The following is a 23,383-nucleotide window of genomic DNA, read 5'->3' on the forward strand; positions in this document are numbered from 1 at the left end:
GAAGAACTTTGGGGAGCCATCGATTTAGCAACGCTCTTGCAGTTGGAACTGAGAGCAGTATCAACCACACCGTTAACTCTCTGATTGAATTAGTTAAGTTACCAATTACACTTAAAGCATAAGTTTGAATGGAGTCAACTTAATGCTTTCACCCCTATCGTACTATCCCCGTTCTATTATTCTGCTCATAATGGGCCTCAGTTCTTCCTCAGCCTATGCATCCAATGAATTGATTCAGAACCGCTTAGAGAAGATATTTTCTGTGTCAATTGCGCTGACTGACAGCGATGCCATTTCAATTGGCTTTGTGGATTTTGATCCTAATTCGTTTATCAATTTAAACGACAGTGGTTTTGGCTCAGATAAAACCATCGATACTCGAAGCCAAGTGAGTGTGGGCTCCATCCCTTACTCTTCCGTGATTAAAACGGATGACCCTGACTTTGACCTTATTTGGTCTGTGCGAGGGTCTTATGCGCTTTCTGAACAGGATATTGAGATCTCATCAGATGTGACTCCTGACCGTCGTGTTAATCCAAATGAAGACTCGGTATTGGGCCTGTATGGCTTTTTCGGAGGGCAAAACCATTTAAACCAACATTGGTCTATCGCCTATGGATTAGGCACTCACTTGCTCTATTACCGCAATAAATACGAATACAACAACAGCTACTCTCAAGCATTTCAATCTCAGCTAGACGGCTACGCGTTGAATACATCAGCATGGGCGCTTGTTGCAGAACCTTCAGTCAAACTTCAATACTTGCAACCAAAGGAGTGGGGCAGTTGGAATGTGTCTTCAAGAGTTCGTTACTTTTATGGAACAGGCTGGGGCGAAGCGAACGATGGCGATATCGGTAACCCAGAAGGGATGCGATTCATTAATGAACTAGAGTTTAGGCAAAATGTAGCGCTCGATGCTTGGTCGCTTAATAACCCTCAAATCCACTATAACTTAACAAGAATCGATGTCGCGGGTGATTTGACTGCTCCTTTAGATACGCACTATTACTATGAATTCGGGGCCGGATTAGTATTTGATGTGCCTTACGATTCTTACTTTTTTGACAACTTCGGGATTGGAATTAACTTCAATTATGGCAGCTCACTCAGTGGCGGTAGCTTGCTATTCTTACTCAATAATTAGCATAAGTTGTTGATCTTAATGGTACTCATATAATTTGAATTTGTATGTGTCGTAAAATGGTAAATATCTTAGTGAAAACTTAGCCATCATAGTCATTCGCCCATCACTAGAGCAGACTATGAATAAGTTAAGTTTTGACCGAAAAATGCCGCTATACGTGGTGTCTACACTTGCCCTTAATATGGCAGTTAGCTTGTGGTTATTGAGTATGGCTTCTTCGGCAGCCATGGCTTTTTCTGTATGCGCGTTGTTTTTTCTCAGCACCCTCATTACTGCACGCCTATATCAACATGAAATGGCTCAAAGCAATAATAGCTTGTCGGAAGCGATCATTGATGGCGTCGCTGGTTTTATTGTCCTCGATAGTCAATTGAGGGTAATACAAGTTAATCAACAATTCTCTAGAGTTTCAGGTTATGCCTTTAATCAAGTCGAGTCTCGCCCGATTTCTGATCTCTGTTTTATGAATAACAGCAGTTTAATATCGACCATTACTCGCTCACTCAAGGAAAACCAGAGATGGAAGGGTGAGTTGAGTGGAGTCAGTCGACTTGGTGAACATTTTACTGTGAATGTGGTTGTCGAAAAGTTAGTTGAAATACTGTCGCACAATAATAAATATGTGGTGACCTTTACCGATATTAGTCGACGCAAAGTATTAGAACGTCGATTAAGAATGTTGGTGGACACAGATTCTCTCACAGGGTGCTGGAACCGCCGCCGTTTTGATAAAGATCTTAACCATTATTCAAACTTAGCGGAGCGTTATGGTTACACGCACTCTTGTTTGGCGTTAATCGATTTAGATCATTTCAAGGCCATCAATGATAATCATGGTCATGACCAAGGTGATTCAGCGCTGAAAGAGGTCGCTGAATTGTTGCGAAATAACAGTCGAGACACCGACATCGTCGCGCGAGTAGGCGGCGAGGAGTTCGCTATCTTGATGCCTGAAACCAATTTAGCAGAAGCGTTTGAGGCGATGTATCGATTGAAAGAAGTGATTGCCAAAGGGACAACATTGAACCTGACCGTAAGCAGTGGTGTGTCTGAAATACAGGCGCAAGCCGAAGCGACCTATCGCAGTGCAGATAAGGCACTTTACCGCGCTAAAGGTAACGGACGAAATAGAGTGTGTAGCTCTAGCCCAGGCTGCGCGATACCTATTGCCCTTGGCTAAGAGTTGGTCACACTTAGCTAATCGGTGAGAGTGGTATCTAAGCCGAGATTGAGCGTTGGTAAATCTTCGGAGTAAGACCAGACACACGCTTAAACGCACGAGAAAAATGCGAGATGTTGGTGTAACCGAGCTGGCTAGAGATGTAGGTCAGCGTGTGACCCTCTTCCATCAGTTCGCAAGCTACCGAAAACATCAGGTTCTCTTTGATTTTTCGATAAGTGGTGTTTTCGTTCTTGAGTTTACGTTGGAACGTTCGCACCGAAAAGTTGAGTAGCTCAGCGGCTTCTTCAAGAGAGAGATCTTGTTCTTTCATGTACGGCTTTAGAAGCTCATAAACGCTATCGGTAAAGCTGGTGTGCCACTCAATAAGTGTCGGTTTAGCACTGAGTTCTTTAGAGGTTAGGCGAATTGGGAGTTGTAAGATTTCTTCAGGAATAAGTACAGCCGTCGACGATTGATCAACAAACAGTTGGCAGCTACTTGGCACCAGTGTTTTGACGACATCGATGTCATGCCCTTGCAGACGCACCTTATTAGGTAACCATGGGGATTGGGATAAAATGGTTATTAATTCAATGATATATGTAATCGCAAAAGCTTCCCCCCATTGAAACATAGGGGAATTGTCTTCGGGGGCGGTTCGACAAAACCAGCTCTGACCGTGTTCTTGAATAAACTCGACTTTGCTGCCTGGTGAATCATAGGCAAAGATTGAATTGATCTGTTTTAGTGCATCACCAATGGTTTCGAATTCGGTAAATTGATGCAAGACATTTGGGATGATTCGACGTCGAAATGCGAGTCCAAGAATATCGGTGAACCGAGATACGCCGAGTTGTGCCGATGTAAGATAAATTAAACGCTTAATGGATTCCGATGGCACAAAATCACTTTCTGATTCGATAAGGTCGGGTGGTAAACCGGAATCTTTAAGCAACAGATGTAAATCAAGACCATAGTCAGAAAAAACCTGAACCAGAATTTTAGCGTAGTTCGTTTGAATTACCGGGACTTGGTAGTGACTAGAGGTCATTGGAATACAATCCTGTATATATTGTTGCATTATTAGACGTGCATATCATTTGCAACGTTTTGTTTACTAAATCTAACCCTATTTACTTGAGTTTTCCATCGCTGGGTTTATTTTTAAAGTATTAATTTTGTTGATGTTAGTTATCTAGAAGGGAGTCCCATGTCAGAAACCAAAGGGAATAAGCAAGAAGCCAATGAAGATGTTGGCCAGCAAGAAAATGGAAAAGACAAAGTAAGAAAGGTCACAAACTACCTATTGTTGTTCGTTGCATTCATGTTGATCTTCAGTGTCATTTCAGACCGAATCATCCCTATTACTGATAATGCTCGTGTAAAAGGTTATATCGTTCCAATCAAGCCAGAGGTGTCGGGTAAAGTACTCGATATACTGGTTCAACCTAACCAACTGGTTAATCAAGGCGACAAGTTAGCCATTTTAGATGAGTCTGATTACAAAATTGCAGTACAACAAGCCGAGCAAAATTTAGAGATTGCAGGCCAAAATGTCGGTGCTCAAACCGCGAGCATTGCTTCAGCTCAAGCGAAACTCACTTCAGCGATTGTTGAAAGACAAAACACCAAACTGCAAGCCAAGCGTGTTTTAGAGATGGCAGACAAAGGTGTGGTTTCTAAATCAGATGCAGATAAAGCGCGAGCAGCATTAGCGACCTCTCGAGCAGCGGTTGTGAATGCAGAGGCTGATCTTGAAGGTGCGAAGCAACAAATGGGTAAAGAGGGACAAGAAAATAGCCAAGTGAAAGCGGCGTTGCTGGCACTTGAACAAGCTCAATTGAACCTAGAGCGCACCGTGATTACCGCGCCGACACAAGGTGGTGTTTCTAACTTTAGCCTGTCTGAAGGGTTTTATGCATCGGCAGGGCAAGCAATCATGACCTTTGTTTCAACCGAAGATATTTGGATCGAAGCTTATTATCGAGAGAACAGCCTAGGTAATGTAACGGTCGGTGATGAAGTTGAAGTGGCATTGGATTTCGCACCGGGCAAAGTGGTAAAAGGGCGCGTAAGTAGCATCGATTGGGGTGTTGATTGGGGGCAAAATGATCAAGCAGGTAAGCTTGCGCAAGCTAGCCAACAAACGGGTTGGTTGCGCCAAACACAGATGCTTCCTATCACCATTGAATTTGATAATGAAGAAGTGACAGGCATGCTCCGAGTGGGTGGCCAAGCGGATGTGATTGTATATAGCGGTGACAACTTTGTGTTCAACGCGATAGGCAAGGTATGGATTCGTCTGATTAGCGTATTGTCTTATGTCCGATAAGCCGATTCCTGACCAACAAACACAGCAACGTATCCTGCGATTTACTGTCGGGGTCACGTTGGCTGTTTTCTTGGCGGCGTGGATAAACTGGCCACTTGCGTTTGTGGCGCCAGTGTTCACTGCTAAGTTCCTAATTGATAAACCAAACCTCCATAAGGAAACGGTCTACGAATTGCTCTTGGCCGTTGTGGTGACGATGGGGTTAGGTTTATTGCTGTCGCGAGGAATTACCCATTACCCAATTCCATTGCTGATTTTGGTGGGGTTAATGATGCTGTGGGGTTACTACTTGTTTGTCGACCCTAAATGGAACCTTTTCGCCACCATATTGTTGATTGCTGTCTTGATGCTGCCATTCATGGCGATTGATAACCCTGGCGTTTCGGTAATGCTGGCATCTGGCTTAGCAACTTCTGGGGTGGTTTCAGTGATGATCTTTGCGTTAGTGCATGTATTTTTCCCTGAGCCTAAATCGGAGTTCTCAGGCTTCGCTGCTGCGCCACTCGAAAAGAAACAGCGTTGGTATGCAGCCTTTAGAGCGATGATTATCTCCTATCCAGTGGTATGTTTTTTCTTTATCTTTCAAATATCTGAAGCTTTATTGACAATGATGTTCATTGCGCTGTTATCGTTGATGATTACGTCAGAGAAGTCGATAAAGTTGAGTGCTTTTCTAGTGATAAGTAACGGTATCGGGGGATTGCTCGCGATAGCGGCTTTTTCAATCCTTTCGATTGTTCCTAATATTATCTTCTACTCTTTATTCATAGGCTTGGTCGCTATTGTGATCGCCAAGAAGATCTACACGGTTCCCGAAAAAGCGCCGATTTTCGCCACTGCATTTAGTACGTTGTTAGTACTTGTCGGTAGCACTTTGATGAGCTCAGGCGACATCGATAGCAACACTCTTATACGCATATTCCAATTAGTGTTAATTGGTATATATATGATTTTGGCTTCTTTATTCCTAGAAACTCGGAATTGGAAGTTCTTACAAAATCAGCCTTAATTATGTCTTACAAGGACGTCTCATGAAGTTAACCGATGATTTTTCAAAACAGGCGATAGACGCTGCCATCAAGATCGCAGCAATTGCCATGCTCGTGTATTGGTGTTTCTCGATTTTGCGCCCATTCATTCTATTGGTTATTTGGGGGGCGATCATTGCGACTGCGCTCTATCCAGTTGCTGTCGCAATTTCAAATAAGACGGGAATGTCGAAAGGAAAAGCCAGCGCGTTACTGAGCTTTATCGGAGTACTGTTACTGCTCATTCCTTTAGTTGCGCTCTCTTCCGGTATTTACACTAGCGCTTCGGACCTAATGACAGGGCTACAGGACGGAACCTTGTCTCTGCCGAAACCCAAAGAGTCCTTGCAAGATATCCCATTAGTTGGCGAAAGAGTCTATGCCGCCTTGGTCCATGCTTCTTCGAATATAGAGGGCGTGTTTATCACGTATGCAGACGAACTTAAGGTATTTGCTTCTAAAATGGCATCGATCTTAGGCTCATTGGGCGGTGGTTTTGTCCAATTTATTATCTCAACCATCATTGCAGGTGCGTTCATGAGTAACGCCGACAAATGTCAAACCGGTGTGACTCACTTAGTGGTTCGTTTAACGGATGGCAAAGGCGTAGAGCTCGTGCAGTTATCTAAATCGACTGTGCGCAGCGTTGTGCAAGGTGTGATTGGTGTTGCTGTTATTCAATCTATCATGTCGGCAATTGGTTTGGTTATCGCGGGTGTTCCGGCCGCGGCATTGTGGGCGCTAGCGGTGTTACTGGTCGCTATTATTCAGTTGCCGCCGATTCTTGCTTTGTTACCTGCCATTATTTACATGTTCAGTGTTGAATCGACACTGGCGGCGAGCTTGTTCTTAGTGTGGTGTATTTTGGTGAGCGGCAGTGACGCTATCTTGAAGCCAGTACTACTGAGCCGTGGCTCTCACATTCCAATGTTGGTTATTTTACTCGGCGCACTGGGCGGAATGGCAATGTCGGGAATTGTTGGTCTGTTTGTTGGTGCTGTGATACTGAGTTTAAGCTATGAGCTGATGATGGCGTGGCTTGGGCTTGAAGAGAAAAACCAACAAGAAACTGAGAAAAAACCAGCAGAGGCAGAGGAAAAATAGATGAAGCCAGTCTCTAAAGACGACAACTTCTACTTCTTATTCTATGCACTGTTGGTGTTGTTTTTTGGTTGCGCGGTGATGCAGCAGTTTTATCCGCAAGGCCAGAAAACAATACTATTTCTCATCATCATTACGCTGGCGAGTTCAATTGTTGGTATCCATAAAGAGCGAGCTTTGTATCGCTCTTGGTATGGGCTGTTATTGATTACGGCGCTAGTGTCTGGTGTGTTTTCGTTTTTGGAAGGCTATAACCTGTCGATAGTGACGCTATCAGCGTTGGCTGTGTTCTTGTTTTCACACATTTACTCGGCGTTGAAACAGGTGATGAAAGCCAAAACGGTGACGCCCAATCACATTATTGGGTCAATCTGTATTTACTTGTTGTTGGGGTTCGCTTGGTCGACCATCTACTTGTTGATTTTAGAAATATTTCCCAACGCCTTTAATGGGTTAGAAGAGCAAATCTGGCTAACCAATTTGTTTAATGCGATGTACTTTAGCTTTATCACGTTGACTACGGTTGGCTATGGTGACATATCACCGGCATTACCTATTGCTCAGTTCTTCGTGTTTATGGAATCCATTATCGGCAGTTTTTACTTGGCCATAATGGTGGCGAGTTTGGTGAGTATTCGGCTTACACAGTCTCAATCCCAATAGAGCGGATACAAAGAATAGATCATATACAAACAAGCCCGGCAATTCCCGGGCTTGTTCTGTTTTACGCTTTTTAAAGTCAAACCTAGCTTTGAGATTGAACTCCCTATGGGCTACGAATCTTATGCCTTAGTGTGAGCTACAAACCTTAAGCTTCAGTGCCTTGTATCTTCTCTAATTCAGCGATGGTCGTTTGTGACACAAGCTGACCATCCATGTAATAACTAACGTTTTGCCCCTCTTTGATACCTGTCAGAGTTGCCGTTTCACCAGAGGTATAGACGATGTCCATTTGAACCGTGTTTTCGTCAATCTTAATCATCTCACCCGTTTCAATCGTGCGATTGTTTGAAATTGGGCCTACAGGGGCTTCTTTCAGGCTTGGGTCTAGGTCGTCGTTCACTTCGAAGTGCGTATCTGTTTTTGTATCAAATACGTGTGGTGAGCCACTGATTGGGTTTTTACCTGTCCAAAATTCAAGTGAGTTGAATACGACATAGTCGGCTGCGGTTGTAATACCGTACACAGGCGCTAATAAGAAGTTTACACCTGCACGAGCATAGCGGTTATCGACAACTTCAACGTTAAATTTCATCACTTTCCCTGTTACGGCGTTGCTGCCGATACAACCAGTTAGCGCAGAAGCCAAAACCGTTAGTCCTACAATTTTAAGTGCAATCTTTTTCATTTTAGTACCTGTATAAGTTAGAAGTCTGTTTTGTTGGAACAGGTGTAGTATGGTTTTTATTCGATTCAGAGTTTTACCATTTAACGCCACTGACGATAGAAAATTGGTTATGTACTTTAAGCATCACAAGCTAGATCTAGAAAAACGGACATAGAAAAGCTGGCTACAAAAATCGGAGCATAAAAAAAGCGCGACCTAATAGGGCGCGCTTTGAGTATTTGGATAAGTCGTAATGAAAACAACGACTCCAATACAGAATTACTTCATCACATAAGAATAGGCCGATACGACAAGCCAGCGGACAAATCGAAATAAAAGGGTAGTGGCTTTAACGGTAAACTTGGCGATTGATACCGTTGCTTCTGCACCAACGCTAACGCACTTATGCAGATCGGATTCTTTGTATTCTGAATAGGTCATATGGTTTCTCATTTCTCGCGGTTGTCTTTCATATGTAAGTAATGACTCCTGTCTGGCGATATACCCTGTGCGACTAATGTACGAATATTCATTGATAGAAACTTACCATTTAATGCCAAGTAGTGTGAAAACTAGCCAAAAGATAACGTGTTGAGAGAAATTAAGTACGTACCTAGATGTAACCTATCAAGTTACCGAAAAAACGAGGTTATATAGTGGTATGATCGCGGGCTCAGCACCATAAGTGATAAAGAATAGGAAACAGAATGACTCACCTTACCGATCAGCAAGAAGCTGCAATGGCGACGTTTAAGGAAAACTTACACCTTCCAAATGGTGGTTTTCATAAGCTGATTATCGAGCTGAGTAAGGAGTATCAGTTGCCTTTTCAAAAGGTGCGTGCGGTTTTAAAGAAAGCTCAAAAAGACGTTGAACGACAAATACGAGAAAACTTTACCAGCGTTGATGACACAGTACTGAGCCAAGCGAATTGGGTAAACATCATTAAGGCGAAGCTTGTTGAGTTAGCGGAAGAAAACCAAACGGTCATGGGTAAGCTGCAACAAAACCTGAAGTATCAAAAAGTGTTGTCGGCAACCGAGGGTTCAATCGCAAGCGAAGACGAACGTGACGAGTTGATTGAAGAATTGATTCAAGCTTATGAGAAAGAGGTGTTCAAACCGTTATTGGCGATGCTGCATACAACAAAGCTGTATTGGAAGTTAATGCTGGTGGATGAGACATGTAAGATGAATGAGGAGAATCGTGAGAAATTCAGTGATTACCCTCAACACATGCAAGCTGCAGAACACTTATATACTCTTGATCAGAAGTTAAGGTCGATACCGTTAACTTATTAGTCCATGAATGCAATGATAATGACTCATTGGTGATTCAGAGTTTGATATAAGTTGGTTTCAATAGAAGTACGATAACCTAGCTAGCGTTAGCCGCGTGTGAAATGCAAAAAGGGCTAGGTTTCTGTTCTGTTTTACTTCTACTCTATTTTGTTCTGCTAGAGCGAATTGAGGGTGACATCTTTTACATCTTTGGGACTAAACGGTGTTTCTTTTTGTAGCCTTTGGGAAATGCTATAGGAGTGTGAAATGTCCTAGGGTGTTTCCGTTGCCTGAAACAATAGTTCCGATGCTTTCTCGTTCATTAAATTCAAAATCGATGAGATAACTGTGATGTTGTAGCTTGGGCAATATGTGGCGGTGGAGTATATCGCTATTGAGCTGTCGAATCTCTGTGACCCATGAAATTTCTTCTTTGTGTAAGTCTATTTTAATCTTGAGCATTTATTACCTTTTAGTTTATTGACTGATTTGTCGCGTGATAGTTGGTACCAATGGGTTTGTCGTGTTGTTCTGCGTGACATAACTGTGCCTTGTGTTTATTACATTTATATTTAAGTGATCGATCTATTTTGACTTCGCTAGCAAAAGAGCGAATGACGATAGATCGGTAGTGAGGATCGAATTTAAAAGCTATTGAATGACTATCTAGGTGAAAGCTGACGCAGAGATGGTGTAACGAGGAAATCGAGAACTGTCTTTGAGGAACTTGGACTTACTTTAGCATTAACAGCTCTATAGATTAGAGCCAAGTGGCGAACTATACGCCTAGTTTTTTGAATTGCAACTCTATTTTTAATTAAATTTAAAAATATTTTTGAATGATTTGCCGTCGCTTGTTGAGAGTTAAATGAGCGAAGGACCGATAATTCACCATGATACCTGACCGATGTTTGGCTTTGCACCGCTTTGTGTTCTTTGTCATTAGTAGTTTTATTTGTTCAGCTAATTTAGTGATGATTAAGCCTCTGTTATATATAATCTTTACATTGTAAATTTCAATTCGTAACTCTGAGGTTGAGCGTTGTGATTCTGGAGTTTAGCGTTGTGATTTCAGGGCTTTCGAGTACTTTTCCCCATCAGTTTATTCTTCAGATTGATGATCATTTTCCTCTTCGCGTCTTTTTGTTATTTCTGATCCCTAGCATCTCTCCTGACTACGCAAAATATGAATACTCACTTTTACATTTCTGAATAATAAAGTTGTTGTGTCGCCAGTTTAACGCAAATATAATTGATAATAGTTCTCACTTGCGTTACGGGTTTGTTATCAAAGCAATGACAGACTTTAAATTATCGTTATTTAGCCGTTGTGTACGCCCCATACTCGCCTATGAGTAATGTGACTTTCATTGTCATGAGTGGTGGCTAGTATCAATGACAAAGGAAGAAACATGAAGAAAACAATCAATTCAGTTCGCCAGTTGTTAAGCGGGCTTGCCATCGTTCTTGCATCATCATTACTGATGACCGCTCAAGCGAAAACCGTGACCATTGAACACGTAAAGGGCACGGCGCAGTTTACTGAAGTACCACAGCGCGTTGTGGTACTTGGCTTTGGTAGCTTGGATGTGCTTGATCAAATTGGTGTACAGCCAGTTGGTGCGCCTCATAGCTTGCTGCCCGATTACCTGGCTTCGTACAAAGAAACGACAGCAAATACAGGATCATTGAGTGAACCTGATTTTGAAGCTATCTACATGTTGAAGCCTGACATCATTATCGCGGAAAACCGCATGCTTAAGGTTTACGACAAGCTGGCACAAATCGCTCCAACGGTCATGTTCTCTATTGAAGGTGATAAATACTGGGCTGATGCTCAGCAAAACTGGCGCGCGCTAGGTGACATCTTTGGTAAGCAAGCTGAAGTAGAAGCGATCATCAAAGAGACTCAAGCGTCTATCACGGCGGTAAACGACAAAGTCGCGTCTGACGAAACGTCAGCAATGATGCTGATGAACAACGGCAACAACATTGCGATGTTCAATAAGGGCAGCCGCTTCTCGATAATTTTTGATGATTTTGGTTTCGAGGAGTCAAAGAGTGCGACAGTGGCTCCAATTAAAGGGACTCACGGCAACCTAATCTCGTTCGAATACATTGCTGACGCAAAACCTGAAGTGCTTTACGTTCTTGACCGCGAAAAAGCGATTGGCAAATCAGAAGGTCGCGCACAACAGCTGTTTGATAACCCATTAGTTGCGGCGACACCTGCAGCGCAGCAAGGCAACATCGTTTACCTTGATTCAAGTGCTTGGTATTTGGCGGGTGGTGGCGTGACAGCGATTCACCGAATGTTAGGTGATATTGAGCGTACGATTCAATAGTTACTAATCATCAGATATTCGGGCTTATAAGAGCGTTCTTATAAGCCCTTTTTCACTTTTCATACGGACTCAAAGAGCCTTACCTTTAGTATTATTTCTATGTTAAAACCCATTGCAGCTGCTGTATTTCTTGTTGTGTTATGCGTTATGTCATTGATGATTGGAGTCGCTGAGATCAGTTTTAGCGACTTCTTCAATGGCAACCAACACGCCAACTCTATTTATGTTGTTAGTCGAATCCCTCGACTGTTCGCGATTGTGCTTGCCGGTGCGGGCTTGAGTGTCGCTGGCTTGATCATGCAACAGATCGTGCAGAACAAGTTTGCCGCACCTTCGACTATGGGCACCATTGACTGCGCCATGCTTGGGTACATAGTCGGTATTCTGGTTCTGGGCAATGCTGCGCAATGGAGCTACTTAGGCTTTATCTTCGCGTTTGCAGTGTTTGGCACCATGCTATTGGTCCGCTTTCTACAACACCTGAAGTTTAAGAACGCGGTATTGGTGCCTTTGATTGGCATCATGTATGGCAACGTTGTTTCGTCTCTAACAACCTTTATTGCTTATAAGTACGACTTAGTACAAACCATGTCGGCATGGACAATGGCGAACTTTGCGAGTGTGTTGCAAGGCAGCTATGAAATTCTTTACCTCGCAGTGCCTGCTTGTGTGTTGGCTTACTACTTCGCGAGTCAGTTCAGTGCGGCGAGTATTGGCGAGAGCTTTGCGAAAAACATCGGCTTGAATTACCAGAAGATCGTCTTCATTGGTGTTGCATTGGTCGCTATCTGTGCCTCTTCTGTAGTGATGATCGTCGGTGTTATCCCATTCCTTGGCCTTATCGTGCCGAATATCGTGTCGCTGATGATGGGCGATAACATGAAGAAGATTCTGCCTTGGACAGCCTACTGGGGCGTGATCTTGGTATTGGTTTGTGACTTGTTAGCTCGAATTGTCATCTTCCCTTATGAGATTCCAATCTCGATGGTAATCAGCATCTTTGGTGGCTTGATTTTTATCTACCTAATCATGAGAGACAAGTCGAATGCGTGATTCAGTAAAAATTGCGATTCTGACCATCGCGTCTTTGTGTATGGCGGCAGTATTTGTGGGGCAGGGACTTTCGTGGGATAACTATGAGTTCTTCTTGTCTCTGAGACTACCCAAACTGCTGTCGATTGTGTTGGCGGCGGTGGCGATTTCTGCATCGTCATTGGTGTTCCAAACTATTACTAATAATCGAATTCTAACCCCATCCATCTTGGGCTTTGATAGCTTGTATATGCTGGTTCAAACGGTACTTCTGTTTGTGTTTGGCAGTGCTAGCTTCTGGGTGATTGATTCAATCGCAAACTTTTCGATGTCTGTAACTGTGATGATCTTGTTCTCGTTTGCTTTGTTCCATTTCTACTTTAAGAGCAAGCGAAATAACGTTTTCACACTGCTTTTAATAGGCATCGTGTGTGGCAGCGTATTCTCGAGCTTAGCGAACTTCCTTGCGATGTTGATTGATCCCAATGAATTCGCGGTGCTGCAGAATGTGATGTTCGCAAGCTTCAATAACGTGAAAGGCGAACTGGTTTACCTTAGCCTTATTCCATTAGGTTTGAGCTTGCTTGGCCTGTGGTTGTTAGCGCCTAAGCTTGATGTACTTTGGCTTGGTGTTGATAACGCAACAAGCTTGGGTGTGAACACAAAACGACTGACTCAGATTACTTTGGTGATTGTGTCAGTGATGGTCGCGGTATCGACTGCTTTGGTTGGCCCTGTGTTGTTCTTTGGTTTAATCACCGTGAGCTTAGCTCGTCAGATATTCAAATCTTATCAACATCGTGTGCTTATCATCGCAAGCAGTTTGTTAGCGGTAGTGCTCTTGGTTTCAGGCCAATGGTTTATCGAAAAAGTAATGGCGTTTGAAACCACAGTGAGTGTGATCATTAACTTAGTCGGTGGTTTGTATTTTATGTTCTTGTTGTTACGCACCAGAATTCAGTAAAGGTAGTAAGTAGTGATTAAATTAACAGGTTTAACTAAGAAGTATGGCAAGTCACTCGTGGTTGATGATGCCAGTGCTATGTTTCCGAAAGGAGAAGTGACTTCTATCATTGGCCCAAATGGTGCGGGTAAAAGTACACTGCTTTCAATGGCGAGCCGCTTAACAGACAGTGACGCAGGTGAAGTAGTCATTGGCGATAAGTTACTGGCTGAGTGGGATACCAAAGAGCTAGCCAAGCACCTTGCCGTGTTAAGACAATCAAACAACATCAATATGCGATTTACGATTCGTGAGTTAGTCTGTTTTGGTCGTTTCCCACACTCTCAAGGCCGCTTGAAAGACGAAGATCATAAGATCGTCGATACGGCGTTAGAGCACCTTGGTATTACCGATATTCAAAACAAATACCTAGATGAGCTCAGTGGCGGTCAGCGTCAAATGGCGTTTATCGCGATGGTTGTGGCGCAAGATACGGATTATGTGTTCTTAGATGAGCCACTGAACAATCTTGATATTAAACACTCGGTCGAAATCATGCAGACGTTGCGTCGTCTAGCGCATGAGTTTAATAAAGCGGTGGTGATCGTGATTCACGACATCAACTTTGCTTCTTGTTACTCAGATAACATTGTCGCGATGAAGAAGGGCCAAGTGGTTAAGTCGGGTAAGGTTTCGGAAGTGGTTGAAAAATCAGTGATGGAATCGATCTACGAGATCCCATTTGAGATTCGTGAGTTCGATGGCGTTCGAATCTGTATGTATTATTCTGGTCGTTAGGTAGGTAGGTTACGGGGTCTCTAGCCTGCTTTAATCCCTAGTTGCCGAAATGAAAAGAGCTCCCATATGAGGAGCTCTTTTCGTATGGTTCATATGTCCAAGAAAGCATATTCCCTCTTGTGTTATACGCCAATCTCTGCCGTATTTTTGACATCAGACGAGGATCAAACCGTTAGTTTGATGTCACTCGAAGATCGACTCTTCATTTTTAACAATCATTTGTCATTTTCATGTTGAGAGGTACGAAAACCCATCTACACTATGTTTATAACTGTTTGATTTTTATAAGAGGTGTCAATGAGTCGTAAACCTATAGTGTTAGTCGTGGATGACACCCCAAGTAACTTAGATGTGTTAACGGCAATCCTCAAAGATACCTATCAAGTTAAGGTCGCGATTAACGGTACTATCGGTATCAAAATAGCGAAGATGGTGCCACAGCCAGACCTTATTCTCCTTGATATCATGATGCCTGACATCGATGGCTACGAAGTGTGCCGTCAATTAAAAGCCCAGCCAAATACTGCGCATATCCCCATTATATTCGTTACCGCAAAGATTGGTCCTGAAGCCGAAGTAAAAGGCTTGTCCTTAGGTGCTGTTGATTATTTAACGAAACCCATTACCCCAGAAATCGCACTTCAGCGTGTAAAAACCCATATTGCTCTTTATGACCAACAACGCGCGCTGTTTAGTCAGGTGAAAGAGAAAACCCAAGAGATCAATCTCGGTAAACTGGAAACGCTCAACATATTGGGTAGAGCGGCTGAATTTAAAGATAACGAGACGGGCATGCACGTTATGCGCATGAGCCATTATTGCGAGATATTAGCCAAAGCCTTGGGCATGACAGACGAAGATGCCGAGACCTTGCGTGATGCCGCGCCAATGCATGATATTGGCAAGATTGGCATTCCTGACAGCGTGTTACTGAAGCCAGGCAAATTGGATGCCGATGAATGGACTACCATGCAGAAACACGTCGAGTTCGGTGTTGAAATCCTTGGTAGGCAGGGCGATTCCAAACTGATGCGTATGGCCATTCAAGTCGCGCAGTATCACCATGAAAAGTGGGATGGCAGCGGTTACCCAAACCAGATAGCCGGCGAAGATATTCCATTGGTCGGACGAATTGCGGCCGTTGCTGACGTATTTGATGCCCTGACAGCAGAGCGTCCTTATAAGAAAGCTTGGAGTGTCGATGAGGCACTGAGCTTGTTTGAAGAACAGAAAGGCAAGCATTTTGATCCGACTATCGTCGATATGTTTTTTCTAAAGTTACCTGAGATTCTAGCAATTAAAGAGAAATTTAGAGATGAGTGATCGTTGGGTTGTACTGATTAATCGTTACGTTAAATCCCTATTTCTGCTCATTGCCTTGGCGAGTTTTGTGACAAGCGTGAATGCAGAAACGGCACCCGACCAAGAAGCAAACCGATGGCAAGATACTAAACTTGAAGTGACATTCATTGCGCTGTCCAGTCATTATCCTTACTCATTTATCGGTGACGATGGAAAAGTTGATGGCATCATTCGTGACTGGGCTAATGATCTTGAAGAGCGATTTAAAGTCAAAGTTAATTTCATTAGCGTGGACTCTCACTCTGAAGCAAAGCAAGCTTTGTTAGACGGGAAAGGCGATGTGTTTCCGTTTCAACAGTTTGATCCCAGTGAAGGAGGGCGTTTCCTTCAAACTGATCCTTATATCTCGTACCAAATTGCCGTCATTCTTCCTACCGATGATCACCTCAACAATAAAATTGAGCAAGAGGCAAAGAGGCGAATTGCCATGGTTCGAGATAGTATCGACCTGGAGCGATCTGGCGTGCAGCTTAGCTCTATTGAGGCGGTTGAGTTCGATACTTCCATTGATGCTATTCGAGCTTTGGAGGATGGTTCTGTTGATGGCCTGCTGGCTGAACCTGTGACCACAATGGATCTTGCTCATAAAAGTGGTGTAGAAAATCTAGCGGTTAATTACGTACTCGATCGTTGGAAAAATATAAAGGCGGCTATGGTTGTTCGTTCTAGCGACATTGAATTACTTAGCTTATTGAATCAACAAATTGAGACGTTTGATATAAGTAAAAAGAACCGAATTCTATCTAAATGGTTAGATGGTTCGCCTTACCGCTCTCCAGTGAAAGGTGTATTTGGCTTCGGGAATCCGCCTTACATGTACCCAGATAGCACGTCAGTAGGGTTGGAGCATGACCTGATGCAAAGAGCTTTGAATGATATGGGTTTTCGACTTGGTGACGTTGTCACTCTTTCTCGAAGTGCTGCTAGGCAAGCTATCGATAACAACAACTCAATATCATTTGTTTCAGGCGTTCAACCTGATGACCCCTCGTTGCACTTCGTCAGTGATAAGGTTATGGATGTTGATTTTGTCCCTGTCTCATTAAAGAGGCGTAACTTGGATTTAAAGTCAGCAAAGAATCTGTCATTGGGTGCTTTGCTATTTGATGAAACATCACCAATTAAAAACTCGGTAGAAGTACTGAATAGCCAATTGAGTATTGAACGTACAGAAGATCTCGATAGCTTGGAATCAGCGTTCTCCCAATTGAGAGCTCAAAATGTAGACTTATTGATGGTAGAAAGACGCGTGTTAACTTGGTTTGTGACTAACACGCGGTTTATTGAAATGCGTGAAATTGAGCTGCATGAAGAATATAAAGTGAGCTACCCCATCTATGTTGATTTTAGAGGCTCTGAATTAAGAGATCGCTTTAATGCTGCATTGAAAAATCTCAAGAATGAAGATAGCGATTTCGAACAAATTCTTAGAACACAAGTTAAGAACGATTTGACTCCGGTTCTGAAGAAAGCCGATATTATTGCTCAAATCTCAGCGTATTTTATCGTGAATGATCGCTTTGACGAATTACCTAAGATTTTTGATATATTTGATGCAGATAATACTTTCACTGTGATCACGGCGCTCGCAGACAATAATAAACGACCGCTTGAATCTTGGTTTTTAGGCGATGTATCAACGCCATCATTGGATAGGAAAAACACGTCTAAGCTGTCATCGGTGACGAAAGGCGCTGGATATAAAACACAAACGGGTAGCAGTAATGCCGGGTTTATGACGTTCTATTTTGATGTGGATTCAGTGGAAGGAAACTATGTTTATTTTCCTGCGATTGAGCAATTTAATACGTTTGGAGAAGGAGCACAGCGCTATATCTCAGATATTTACCAATCAAACAACTTGACTGGCGAACTTCTGAACCTCAACCAAAATGAACGTCAATGGGTAAAGTCTAATCCAGTTTTGAAAATCGGTATTGATCCTAACTCTTTGCCTTATGAGGCCGTGTCGGGCTCCGGGGAATACATCGGGATGATCGATGATTACCTTAAGCTGATTGAACAGAAAACAGGCTTACGCATGAAACATGTCGATGTCGGCAGTTGGCAAGAGACTCGACGACTTGTGGATCACAGACAAGTGCACCTTGTCTCCGCCGCGGTGGAAAATCGTTCACTTGGCGAAAACGTGAAAGCGGGCAAACAGTTATTTTCTAGTCGTTTGGCCATTGCCTCAAGGCGAGATGTGAATAGCCTCGTCTTAGAAGAAGCTGCTGGTTGGAAAATCGGTATTTTAGAGGGAGGCGCTAACACAGAAGCCATCGTAGACAGTTACCCAGATATAAACTGGTCTCTTGTAGCAGCAACTAATGATGGCTTAGAACGGGTCGATTCTGGTGACCTTGACGCTATAATTGATACCGTTGACATCCTCAATTACTTGATCGATTCATTTGGCTATCGAGGGATTGGTATTATTGGTCGATTGGATTTCTTTTTGTCGCCAACGTTCCATGTCATCAAGTCAGAACCCTTACTCTTGTCTATTGTGAACAAAGCAATTGGCAGTATTTCCGCTGAAGATCACCAAAAAATATCCGCTAAATGGGCTGCGCCAAAATCGATCGAGAAAGTTGATTATGAGTTGGTTTATACCATTTCACTTTTTTCGTTGGTGATCGTCTTAATCATCGTATTTTGGAATAGAAAACTCACAAAGCAAATAGCGATTGCCAATGACGCGACAGAAGCGCTTCGCAAAGCACAACATCAGCTTTATAACATTTTGAACACTTCACCAATAGCAGCGAGTGTGGTTGTCGAGGAACAGGTTCGTTATGCGAATGATACTGCGAAGCGTCTGTTCGGAGTGGAACGGACAGAGTTGCACTCTATAAATGTTGAAAATATTTATAACTCTCTGTCTGATCGTGATTCGCTATACAAAGAGCTCAACCTCAAAGGTAAAGTCGTAAACCGAGAATTAGTGCTTAGGAAGTTTGATGGAAGTAGTTTTGTGGCTCTTGTTAGTTACTACTTGCTTGAGCTTGATGGGGAAGTAGCAACACTATTTTGGGCGTTCGATATTTCAGAAATGAAACGCCTAAACGAACAACTTGAAGAAGAGAAACAGAGAGCCGATCTGGCTAGCCAAGCTAAATCGGAATTCTTAGCCAATATGAGCCATGAAATTAGAACGCCAATGAACGCAATAATTGGTTTGTCTTATCTGGCCATTGGCGAAATATCTAACCCTGTTGCTCGAAATTATATTGAGAAAGTGCACCGTTCGGGGCATTCACTGTTAAGCATTATTAATGACATCCTCGACTTCTCTAAGATAGAGGCGGGACAGCTTGTCATTGATAGCATCCCATTTGATCCCGTGACGACATTCCAAGATGTCATTGAGTTGATGGAATCGAAAGCGGATGAGAAGCAACTTAAGTTGTCTATGTCGATAGATCCAGAGCTAGATACTCCGTTGATTGGCGACCCGTTAAGACTATTCCAAGTCATTCTTAACCTGATTGGTAACGCCATCAAATTTACATCGCATGGGAACGTGACTTTGAATGTTACTCATCTCGAATCCAATGATCGCAGCGTGAATATGAAGGTGGTTGTTTCCGATACAGGGATTGGCATTTCAGAAGAAAATAGGCACAAGCTCTTTCAAGCATTCAGTCAGGCAGATAGTACTACCACGAGAAAGTTTGGAGGTACTGGCCTAGGGCTAAATATCAGTCAAAAGCTCGTGCAAGCCATGGGCAGTAAAATTTCAGTCGAAAGTGTTTTGGGTAAGGGCAGTGAGTTCTCTTTCGTTCTCACTTTGCCTAGGTCAGATACAGAAGAACTGGCACACTTTAAATCACAAGAGCTCAAGCTGGATTATCACATCGAGTTCAAAGGGCAAAAGGTATTACTGGTTGAAGACAATGAATTAAACCAAGACCTAGCATTGGCATTTTTAAAGCGATCGAAGTTGAATGCTGACTTGGCCGAGAACGGACAAGAGGCGGTAGTACTAGCCAAAAATAATGACTATGAAATGATTCTTATGGATCTTCAAATGCCCGTAATGGATGGCTTTGAAGCGACGCGTCAGATCCGTGAGTTTGATTCGCAGGTTCCTATTATCGCGATGTCCGCCAATGTGTTTGCTGATGCGAAGCAAAGAGCAAGAGACGCAGGTGTAACGGACTTCTTAGACAAGCCGATTATCATCGATAAAGCGACTTCTTTGATCATCAAATACATCGTGCCGGAGGTGATGGTAGAAGGGAAGGTAGCGTCGTTAGATGGGCAGGCAGAACAACTCGAAGACCTAACAAGTCAACCTAACAGCATTAATGTGATCAGTGTGTTTTCTCAGCAACGATTTGAACAGCTCACTCATCATGATGCGGAACTTCAAAACAAACTGGTTGGGAAGTTCCATAGCAGTGCGCCAAGTATGATGGTTGATGCGTTTGATAATTTGGCACAAGACGATTGGATTACGCTGGAAAGAAACCTGCATACTTTGAAAAGTATGGCAGCGTCGATTGGCGGCCTCCGGTTTGCTGATTTGATGGGGGAGTTAGAAGATAAAGCTCACAATCGTTTGTGTGATGATCAAGCCCTCAGAGAAGGTGAGGCGAGGTTAGTTGAGCTTATTGCAGCAACGGAAAGCCTGATTGTGAAGCCACAAGTAGAATACATGAGTGAAGCGAGTGCGATGGGAGCCGTGGTCAAAGAAGATCAAAGGGTTAAGCTGCTCTCGCTGCTGGAAGCTTATGATAACGATGCAACGCAATACGTGGCCGAGTTACTTGCAGAGTATCCAAATTCTGTTGCGCTTAACGATGTGCAAAGTGCGTTAGATAATTATGACTTCGAGCGAGCGTGTGAGGTTCTCAATACCTTGGAATAAGCCGCTTTGCTTAGTCGGCATATAACAGTTGCTGTCTTATAGCGATTACTGTCTGAATAACAAGCACTTCAGTATTAAAGCCTTTAACCTTTTGGGTTAAAGGCTTTAAATTTAATCAACTAATCAACTAATCAACGCTTCTAACCACTCACGTTTTGTTTGATCAGATCGATAACTGTATCGTATCGGTGCGGCAGTTTTCTGTTTCGTTTTTGAACCAGATACAGTATTTCCTCAACCTCTACTTTGGGTGGCACAACGTGCAACTTGTCTCTTTCTGGGAAGTGCTCAACTGCGCCAGCCGGTAAGACGGTAAAGCCTAACCCTTTCGATACTGGCAGCAAGATCTGGTGAAGCTGATTGATGTAGCCAGATCTTGGTATTTCATTAACGTTAATGTTCGCGAGATCCTTGTCTCCACACAGGTCGAAATACAAAGACAGGTAGTGAGCAGAATCTGGATGCGCAATAAGGCCAATGTCGTGCAGTACTTGTGGTGTTATCTCTAAGTGAGCCAGACTGCTGTGAACGATGAGGCAGAGTGCTTCTTTACCAATGACTTGGCTTTGATAGTAACTGTCGTTTGGGGAGTGCCTAACAATGCCGATATCGGTGGTGCCTTGGATCAGGTCGTTCAATATCTTTTTGTTCGGTGCCGCTTCTAGGTTGATGCTGAGGTCTTGATGTTGCTGCTGCAGTTCAAGAAGCTTGGGATACAGACGTAAAGAGAGTGAACCCGAACAGGATAGATGACATTGCCCTGCATAAGGATTGTCAAAACTCAGAGATTCGAATAAATCTTCTTGGTCTTTTTCTAGCTTGAGCGCGTAGCGATACATAATCCGACCCTGTTCGGTCAGCTCGAAGCTTTTATTTTCCCGAGAAAGCAGGTCACAATTGCAAGCTTGTTCAAGCTTCTTGATGTGCTGGCTCACTCCTGGTTGTGTCATGTACAACTTTTCTGCGGTTTGGGTGAAATGTCCAACTTCAACCAGAGTCTTAAATGTATTGAGCCAAAGTGGATTAATCATACTCACCTTCAAATGCTAAAGCCTATAAATAACAAGACTTATAAGTAATAAAGTCTCTAAGTAACAAAGCCTATAAATAACAGAAAATTATTATTATCTTAAGTAATGATAATTTCAACTCTAGCGTCTTAAGTAACGCTAATCAAAGTCAATGTGGTAGTAACTATTTATATTGGTCTATTGGTCTATTGGTCTATTGGTCTATTGGTCGACTTGTAGAGTTGCTATGAGTAACAAAGTGTTGCGACTTTGTTGATTATTTGGTCTATTGACCAACTGTGCTCATATTTAGGAACGAAGATGAATAGAAATGTTTGGCTGCTCTCACTGTGTCAGGCCTTGTTGATGACGGGTAACATATTACTGATCTCTGTGATTGGCTTGATCGGCAAGCAGATTGCGCCCAGTGTGAGCATGATTACCTTGCCGGTTGCACTGCAGTTTTTGGGTTTAATGGCAGCCACTATTCCTGCGTCTCTAATTTCAGGTAAGTTAGGGAGAAAGCGAGGATTTAGCATTGGTAATGTGGTTGGCATTACAGGGGCTAGCCTTGCCACTTACGCACTGTCTCAGCAAAATTTCTATCTGTTTTGTTTCGCCACGTTCTTACTTGGGATAGGCATAGGTTTTGGCACGCTTTATCGTTTTGCTGCTATCGAAGTGTGTGACGAAAATGCACGCCACCGCGCGATTTCAATATCAATGGCTGGTGGAGTGTTGGCGGCGGTACTCGGGCCTAACTTAGCGATCATGTCTCAACAATGGTCAGCAGATGGCTTGTATATTGGTGCTTTTGCTTCTTTGATTGGGTTGAACATTCTTGCGTTACTCATTTTACAAACCATTCAGTTTCCTAAAGTCTCTTTTAATAGTCAGGCTCCCAAAGCCGATCCTTTAGGTGTGATCGTTAAAGCACCGAACTTTATTGGTGCGGTCTTTGCAGCCATGGTTGCTTACGCTGTAATGAACATTTTGATGACGGCAACGCCATTGGCAATGATTGGCTGTGGTTTTGACTTTACGAAAGCTGCTGGCGTGATTGAGTGGCACGTGTTGGGCATGTTTGTACCTGCATTTTTTACCGGATCACTTATCGAGAGGTTTGGCTCAAGAATGATGATCTTGGCAGGCGGGATTCTGTTCGTCGTCTGTATCGCGATTAACATTCATGGCGAATCTATTTGGCACTTCAGAGCGGCTCTAGTTGTGCTTGGTGTGGGTTGGAACTTCATGTTTATCGCGGCAACAGGTTTGTTTAGTCAGTCCTACCAATCGCAGAATAAAGCTAAGGCACAAGCGTTTAATGAATTTATTGTCTTTGGCTGTGTGACTATTACAGCGATGCTCTCTGGTTGGCTAGAATCGACAGCAGGGTGGCAGAACCTCAATATCTACGTATTACCATTCGTGTTAGCTGTTATCTTGCTGTTCGCATTTAGTGCTCGTAAATCGCGTATTCAAAAGCAGCCTGTGTGATGGCTCATCGAATGGTGGTTCAGTAAATTCGTTACTGTGATTAGAACCCTAGTATCTCGAACTACGACAAATAAAAAGCCCTACCAAATCGGTAGGGCTTTTGCTTACGGCTTAAATAATAACGTTTCCTTAAAACTGCTGTC

Annotated in this window: 19 protein-coding genes; 14 read left to right on the forward strand and 5 right to left on the reverse strand. The window is 43.1% G+C overall.

The window, feature by feature from the left end; all coding sequences use genetic code 11:
• Positions 1–142: 142 nt before the first annotated feature.
• Both AACU28_RS03535 and AACU28_RS03540 read left to right on the forward strand, forming a co-directional pair.
• The gene (locus AACU28_RS03535; RefSeq protein ID WP_121602360.1) at positions 143–1,147 is read left to right on the forward strand and encodes a Solitary outer membrane autotransporter beta-barrel domain; all 1,005 of its coding nucleotides are present in this window, start codon (positions 143–145) and stop codon (positions 1,145–1,147) included.
• Between the two features lie 118 nt (positions 1,148–1,265).
• Entirely contained in the window at positions 1,266–2,327 is a 1,062-nt protein-coding gene (locus tag AACU28_RS03540) for a sensor domain-containing diguanylate cyclase (protein WP_121602361.1), read from the forward strand.
• Between the two features lie 37 nt (positions 2,328–2,364).
• Here the strand turns inward: AACU28_RS03540 and AACU28_RS03545 are convergent, their stop codons facing one another.
• A complete protein-coding gene (locus AACU28_RS03545) occupies positions 2,365–3,360 on the reverse strand; it encodes an AraC family transcriptional regulator (RefSeq protein ID WP_004731614.1) in 996 nt (331 codons plus the stop codon).
• A 159-nt stretch (positions 3,361–3,519) separates the two neighbouring features.
• On the opposite strand from AACU28_RS03545, the gene AACU28_RS03550 reads away from it, so the two are divergent.
• Genes AACU28_RS03550 through AACU28_RS03565 form a run of 4 tightly spaced genes read left to right on the forward strand, consistent with a single transcriptional unit; the run spans position 3,520 to position 7,433 of the window.
• Positions 3,520–4,641: an HlyD family secretion protein gene (locus AACU28_RS03550; protein WP_102534991.1), complete on the forward strand. Its 1,122-nt coding sequence runs from the start codon at positions 3,520–3,522 to the stop codon at positions 4,639–4,641.
• The gene (locus AACU28_RS03555; protein ID WP_102458464.1) at positions 4,631–5,650 is read left to right on the forward strand and encodes a DUF2955 domain-containing protein; all 1,020 of its coding nucleotides are present in this window, start codon (positions 4,631–4,633) and stop codon (positions 5,648–5,650) included. Before AACU28_RS03550 ends, AACU28_RS03555 begins: the two co-directional genes overlap by 11 nt.
• 22 nt (positions 5,651–5,672) lie before the next feature.
• The gene (locus AACU28_RS03560; protein WP_004731609.1) at positions 5,673–6,773 is read left to right on the forward strand and encodes an AI-2E family transporter; all 1,101 of its coding nucleotides are present in this window, start codon (positions 5,673–5,675) and stop codon (positions 6,771–6,773) included.
• Positions 6,774–7,433, forward strand: a complete 660-nt coding sequence (locus tag AACU28_RS03565; RefSeq protein WP_004731606.1) for a potassium channel family protein — start codon at positions 6,774–6,776, stop codon at positions 7,431–7,433.
• 145 nt (positions 7,434–7,578) lie between these two features.
• On the opposite strand, the gene AACU28_RS03570 is transcribed toward AACU28_RS03565, so the two are convergent.
• The gene (locus AACU28_RS03570; RefSeq protein ID WP_029222428.1) at positions 7,579–8,118 is read right to left on the reverse strand and encodes a DUF3332 domain-containing protein; all 540 of its coding nucleotides are present in this window, start codon (positions 8,116–8,118) and stop codon (positions 7,579–7,581) included.
• A gap of 258 nt (positions 8,119–8,376) precedes the next feature.
• On the reverse strand, positions 8,377–8,538 hold the full coding sequence (locus AACU28_RS03575) for a hypothetical protein (protein WP_181257344.1): 162 nt from the start codon (positions 8,536–8,538) through the stop codon (positions 8,377–8,379).
• 266 nt (positions 8,539–8,804) lie between these two features.
• On the opposite strand from AACU28_RS03575, the gene AACU28_RS03580 reads away from it, so the two are divergent.
• The gene (locus AACU28_RS03580; RefSeq protein ID WP_121602362.1) at positions 8,805–9,398 is read left to right on the forward strand and encodes a hypothetical protein; all 594 of its coding nucleotides are present in this window, start codon (positions 8,805–8,807) and stop codon (positions 9,396–9,398) included.
• Positions 9,399–9,629: 231 nt separating this feature from the next.
• On the opposite strand, the gene AACU28_RS03585 is transcribed toward AACU28_RS03580, so the two are convergent.
• Entirely contained in the window at positions 9,630–9,839 is a 210-nt protein-coding gene (locus tag AACU28_RS03585) for a hypothetical protein (RefSeq protein ID WP_004731601.1), read from the reverse strand.
• Between the two features lie 950 nt (positions 9,840–10,789).
• Here AACU28_RS03585 and AACU28_RS03590 point away from each other — a divergent pair.
• From AACU28_RS03590 to AACU28_RS03615, 6 genes are all read left to right on the forward strand, one after another.
• Complete coding sequence (locus AACU28_RS03590) at positions 10,790–11,722, forward strand: siderophore ABC transporter substrate-binding protein (RefSeq protein ID WP_004731599.1); 933 nt, start codon at positions 10,790–10,792, stop codon at positions 11,720–11,722.
• 99 nt (positions 11,723–11,821) lie between these two features.
• Positions 11,822–12,775, forward strand: a complete 954-nt coding sequence (locus AACU28_RS03595) for an ABC transporter permease (RefSeq protein WP_017094729.1) — start codon at positions 11,822–11,824, stop codon at positions 12,773–12,775.
• Positions 12,768–13,718, forward strand: coding sequence for an iron chelate uptake ABC transporter family permease subunit (locus AACU28_RS03600; RefSeq protein ID WP_121602363.1), 951 nt, complete (start codon positions 12,768–12,770; stop codon positions 13,716–13,718). Before AACU28_RS03595 ends, AACU28_RS03600 begins: the two co-directional genes overlap by 8 nt.
• Positions 13,719–13,730: 12 nt before the next feature.
• Positions 13,731–14,495, forward strand: coding sequence for an iron ABC transporter ATP-binding protein (locus AACU28_RS03605; protein ID WP_102557138.1), 765 nt, complete (start codon positions 13,731–13,733; stop codon positions 14,493–14,495).
• A 297-nt stretch (positions 14,496–14,792) separates the two neighbouring features.
• Positions 14,793–15,818 (forward strand): HD-GYP domain-containing protein, encoded by a 1,026-nt coding sequence (locus tag AACU28_RS03610; RefSeq protein WP_004731591.1) that lies wholly within the window; start codon positions 14,793–14,795, stop codon positions 15,816–15,818.
• Positions 15,811–20,733: an ATP-binding protein gene (locus AACU28_RS03615; protein WP_121602364.1), complete on the forward strand. Its 4,923-nt coding sequence runs from the start codon at positions 15,811–15,813 to the stop codon at positions 20,731–20,733. Before AACU28_RS03610 ends, AACU28_RS03615 begins: the two co-directional genes overlap by 8 nt.
• A 140-nt stretch (positions 20,734–20,873) precedes the next feature.
• Here AACU28_RS03615 and AACU28_RS03620 read toward each other — a convergent pair whose 3' ends face one another.
• Positions 20,874–21,764, reverse strand: a complete 891-nt coding sequence (locus tag AACU28_RS03620; protein ID WP_017082005.1) for a LysR family transcriptional regulator — start codon at positions 21,762–21,764, stop codon at positions 20,874–20,876.
• Between the two features lie 300 nt (positions 21,765–22,064).
• Between AACU28_RS03620 and AACU28_RS03625 the strand changes: the two genes are divergently transcribed.
• Positions 22,065–23,240, forward strand: coding sequence for an MFS transporter (locus AACU28_RS03625; RefSeq protein WP_054545657.1), 1,176 nt, complete (start codon positions 22,065–22,067; stop codon positions 23,238–23,240).
• Positions 23,241–23,383 lie beyond the last annotated feature (143 nt).

Source organism: Vibrio sp. SBT000027, assembly GCF_963894355.1.
GTDB classification, from domain to species: Bacteria; Pseudomonadota; Gammaproteobacteria; order Enterobacterales; family Vibrionaceae; genus Vibrio; species Vibrio splendidus.

What these genes read in the sequence shown, in the direction of transcription:
- AACU28_RS03535 (WP_121602360.1), top strand. Translation starts at nt 143, where the DNA reads ATGCTTTCACCCCTATCGTACTATCCCCGTTCTATTATTCTGCTCATA.
- AACU28_RS03540 (WP_121602361.1), top strand. Translation starts at nt 1,266, where the DNA reads ATGAATAAGTTAAGTTTTGACCGAAAAATGCCGCTATACGTGGTGTCT.
- AACU28_RS03545 (WP_004731614.1), bottom strand. Translation starts at nt 3,360, where the DNA reads ATGACCTCTAGTCACTACCAAGTCCCGGTAATTCAAACGAACTACGCT.
- AACU28_RS03550 (WP_102534991.1), top strand. Translation starts at nt 3,520, where the DNA reads ATGTCAGAAACCAAAGGGAATAAGCAAGAAGCCAATGAAGATGTTGGC.
- AACU28_RS03555 (WP_102458464.1), top strand. Translation starts at nt 4,631, where the DNA reads ATGTCCGATAAGCCGATTCCTGACCAACAAACACAGCAACGTATCCTG.
- AACU28_RS03560 (WP_004731609.1), top strand. Translation starts at nt 5,673, where the DNA reads ATGAAGTTAACCGATGATTTTTCAAAACAGGCGATAGACGCTGCCATC.
- AACU28_RS03565 (WP_004731606.1), top strand. Translation starts at nt 6,774, where the DNA reads ATGAAGCCAGTCTCTAAAGACGACAACTTCTACTTCTTATTCTATGCA.
- AACU28_RS03570 (WP_029222428.1), bottom strand. Translation starts at nt 8,118, where the DNA reads ATGAAAAAGATTGCACTTAAAATTGTAGGACTAACGGTTTTGGCTTCT.
- AACU28_RS03575 (WP_181257344.1), bottom strand. Translation starts at nt 8,538, where the DNA reads ATGACCTATTCAGAATACAAAGAATCCGATCTGCATAAGTGCGTTAGC.
- AACU28_RS03580 (WP_121602362.1), top strand. Translation starts at nt 8,805, where the DNA reads ATGACTCACCTTACCGATCAGCAAGAAGCTGCAATGGCGACGTTTAAG.
- AACU28_RS03585 (WP_004731601.1), bottom strand. Translation starts at nt 9,839, where the DNA reads ATGCTCAAGATTAAAATAGACTTACACAAAGAAGAAATTTCATGGGTC.
- AACU28_RS03590 (WP_004731599.1), top strand. Translation starts at nt 10,790, where the DNA reads ATGAAGAAAACAATCAATTCAGTTCGCCAGTTGTTAAGCGGGCTTGCC.
- AACU28_RS03595 (WP_017094729.1), top strand. Translation starts at nt 11,822, where the DNA reads ATGTTAAAACCCATTGCAGCTGCTGTATTTCTTGTTGTGTTATGCGTT.
- AACU28_RS03600 (WP_121602363.1), top strand. Translation starts at nt 12,768, where the DNA reads ATGCGTGATTCAGTAAAAATTGCGATTCTGACCATCGCGTCTTTGTGT.
- AACU28_RS03610 (WP_004731591.1), top strand. Translation starts at nt 14,793, where the DNA reads ATGAGTCGTAAACCTATAGTGTTAGTCGTGGATGACACCCCAAGTAAC.
- AACU28_RS03615 (WP_121602364.1), top strand. Translation starts at nt 15,811, where the DNA reads ATGAGTGATCGTTGGGTTGTACTGATTAATCGTTACGTTAAATCCCTA.
- AACU28_RS03620 (WP_017082005.1), bottom strand. Translation starts at nt 21,764, where the DNA reads ATGATTAATCCACTTTGGCTCAATACATTTAAGACTCTGGTTGAAGTT.
- AACU28_RS03625 (WP_054545657.1), top strand. Translation starts at nt 22,065, where the DNA reads ATGAATAGAAATGTTTGGCTGCTCTCACTGTGTCAGGCCTTGTTGATG.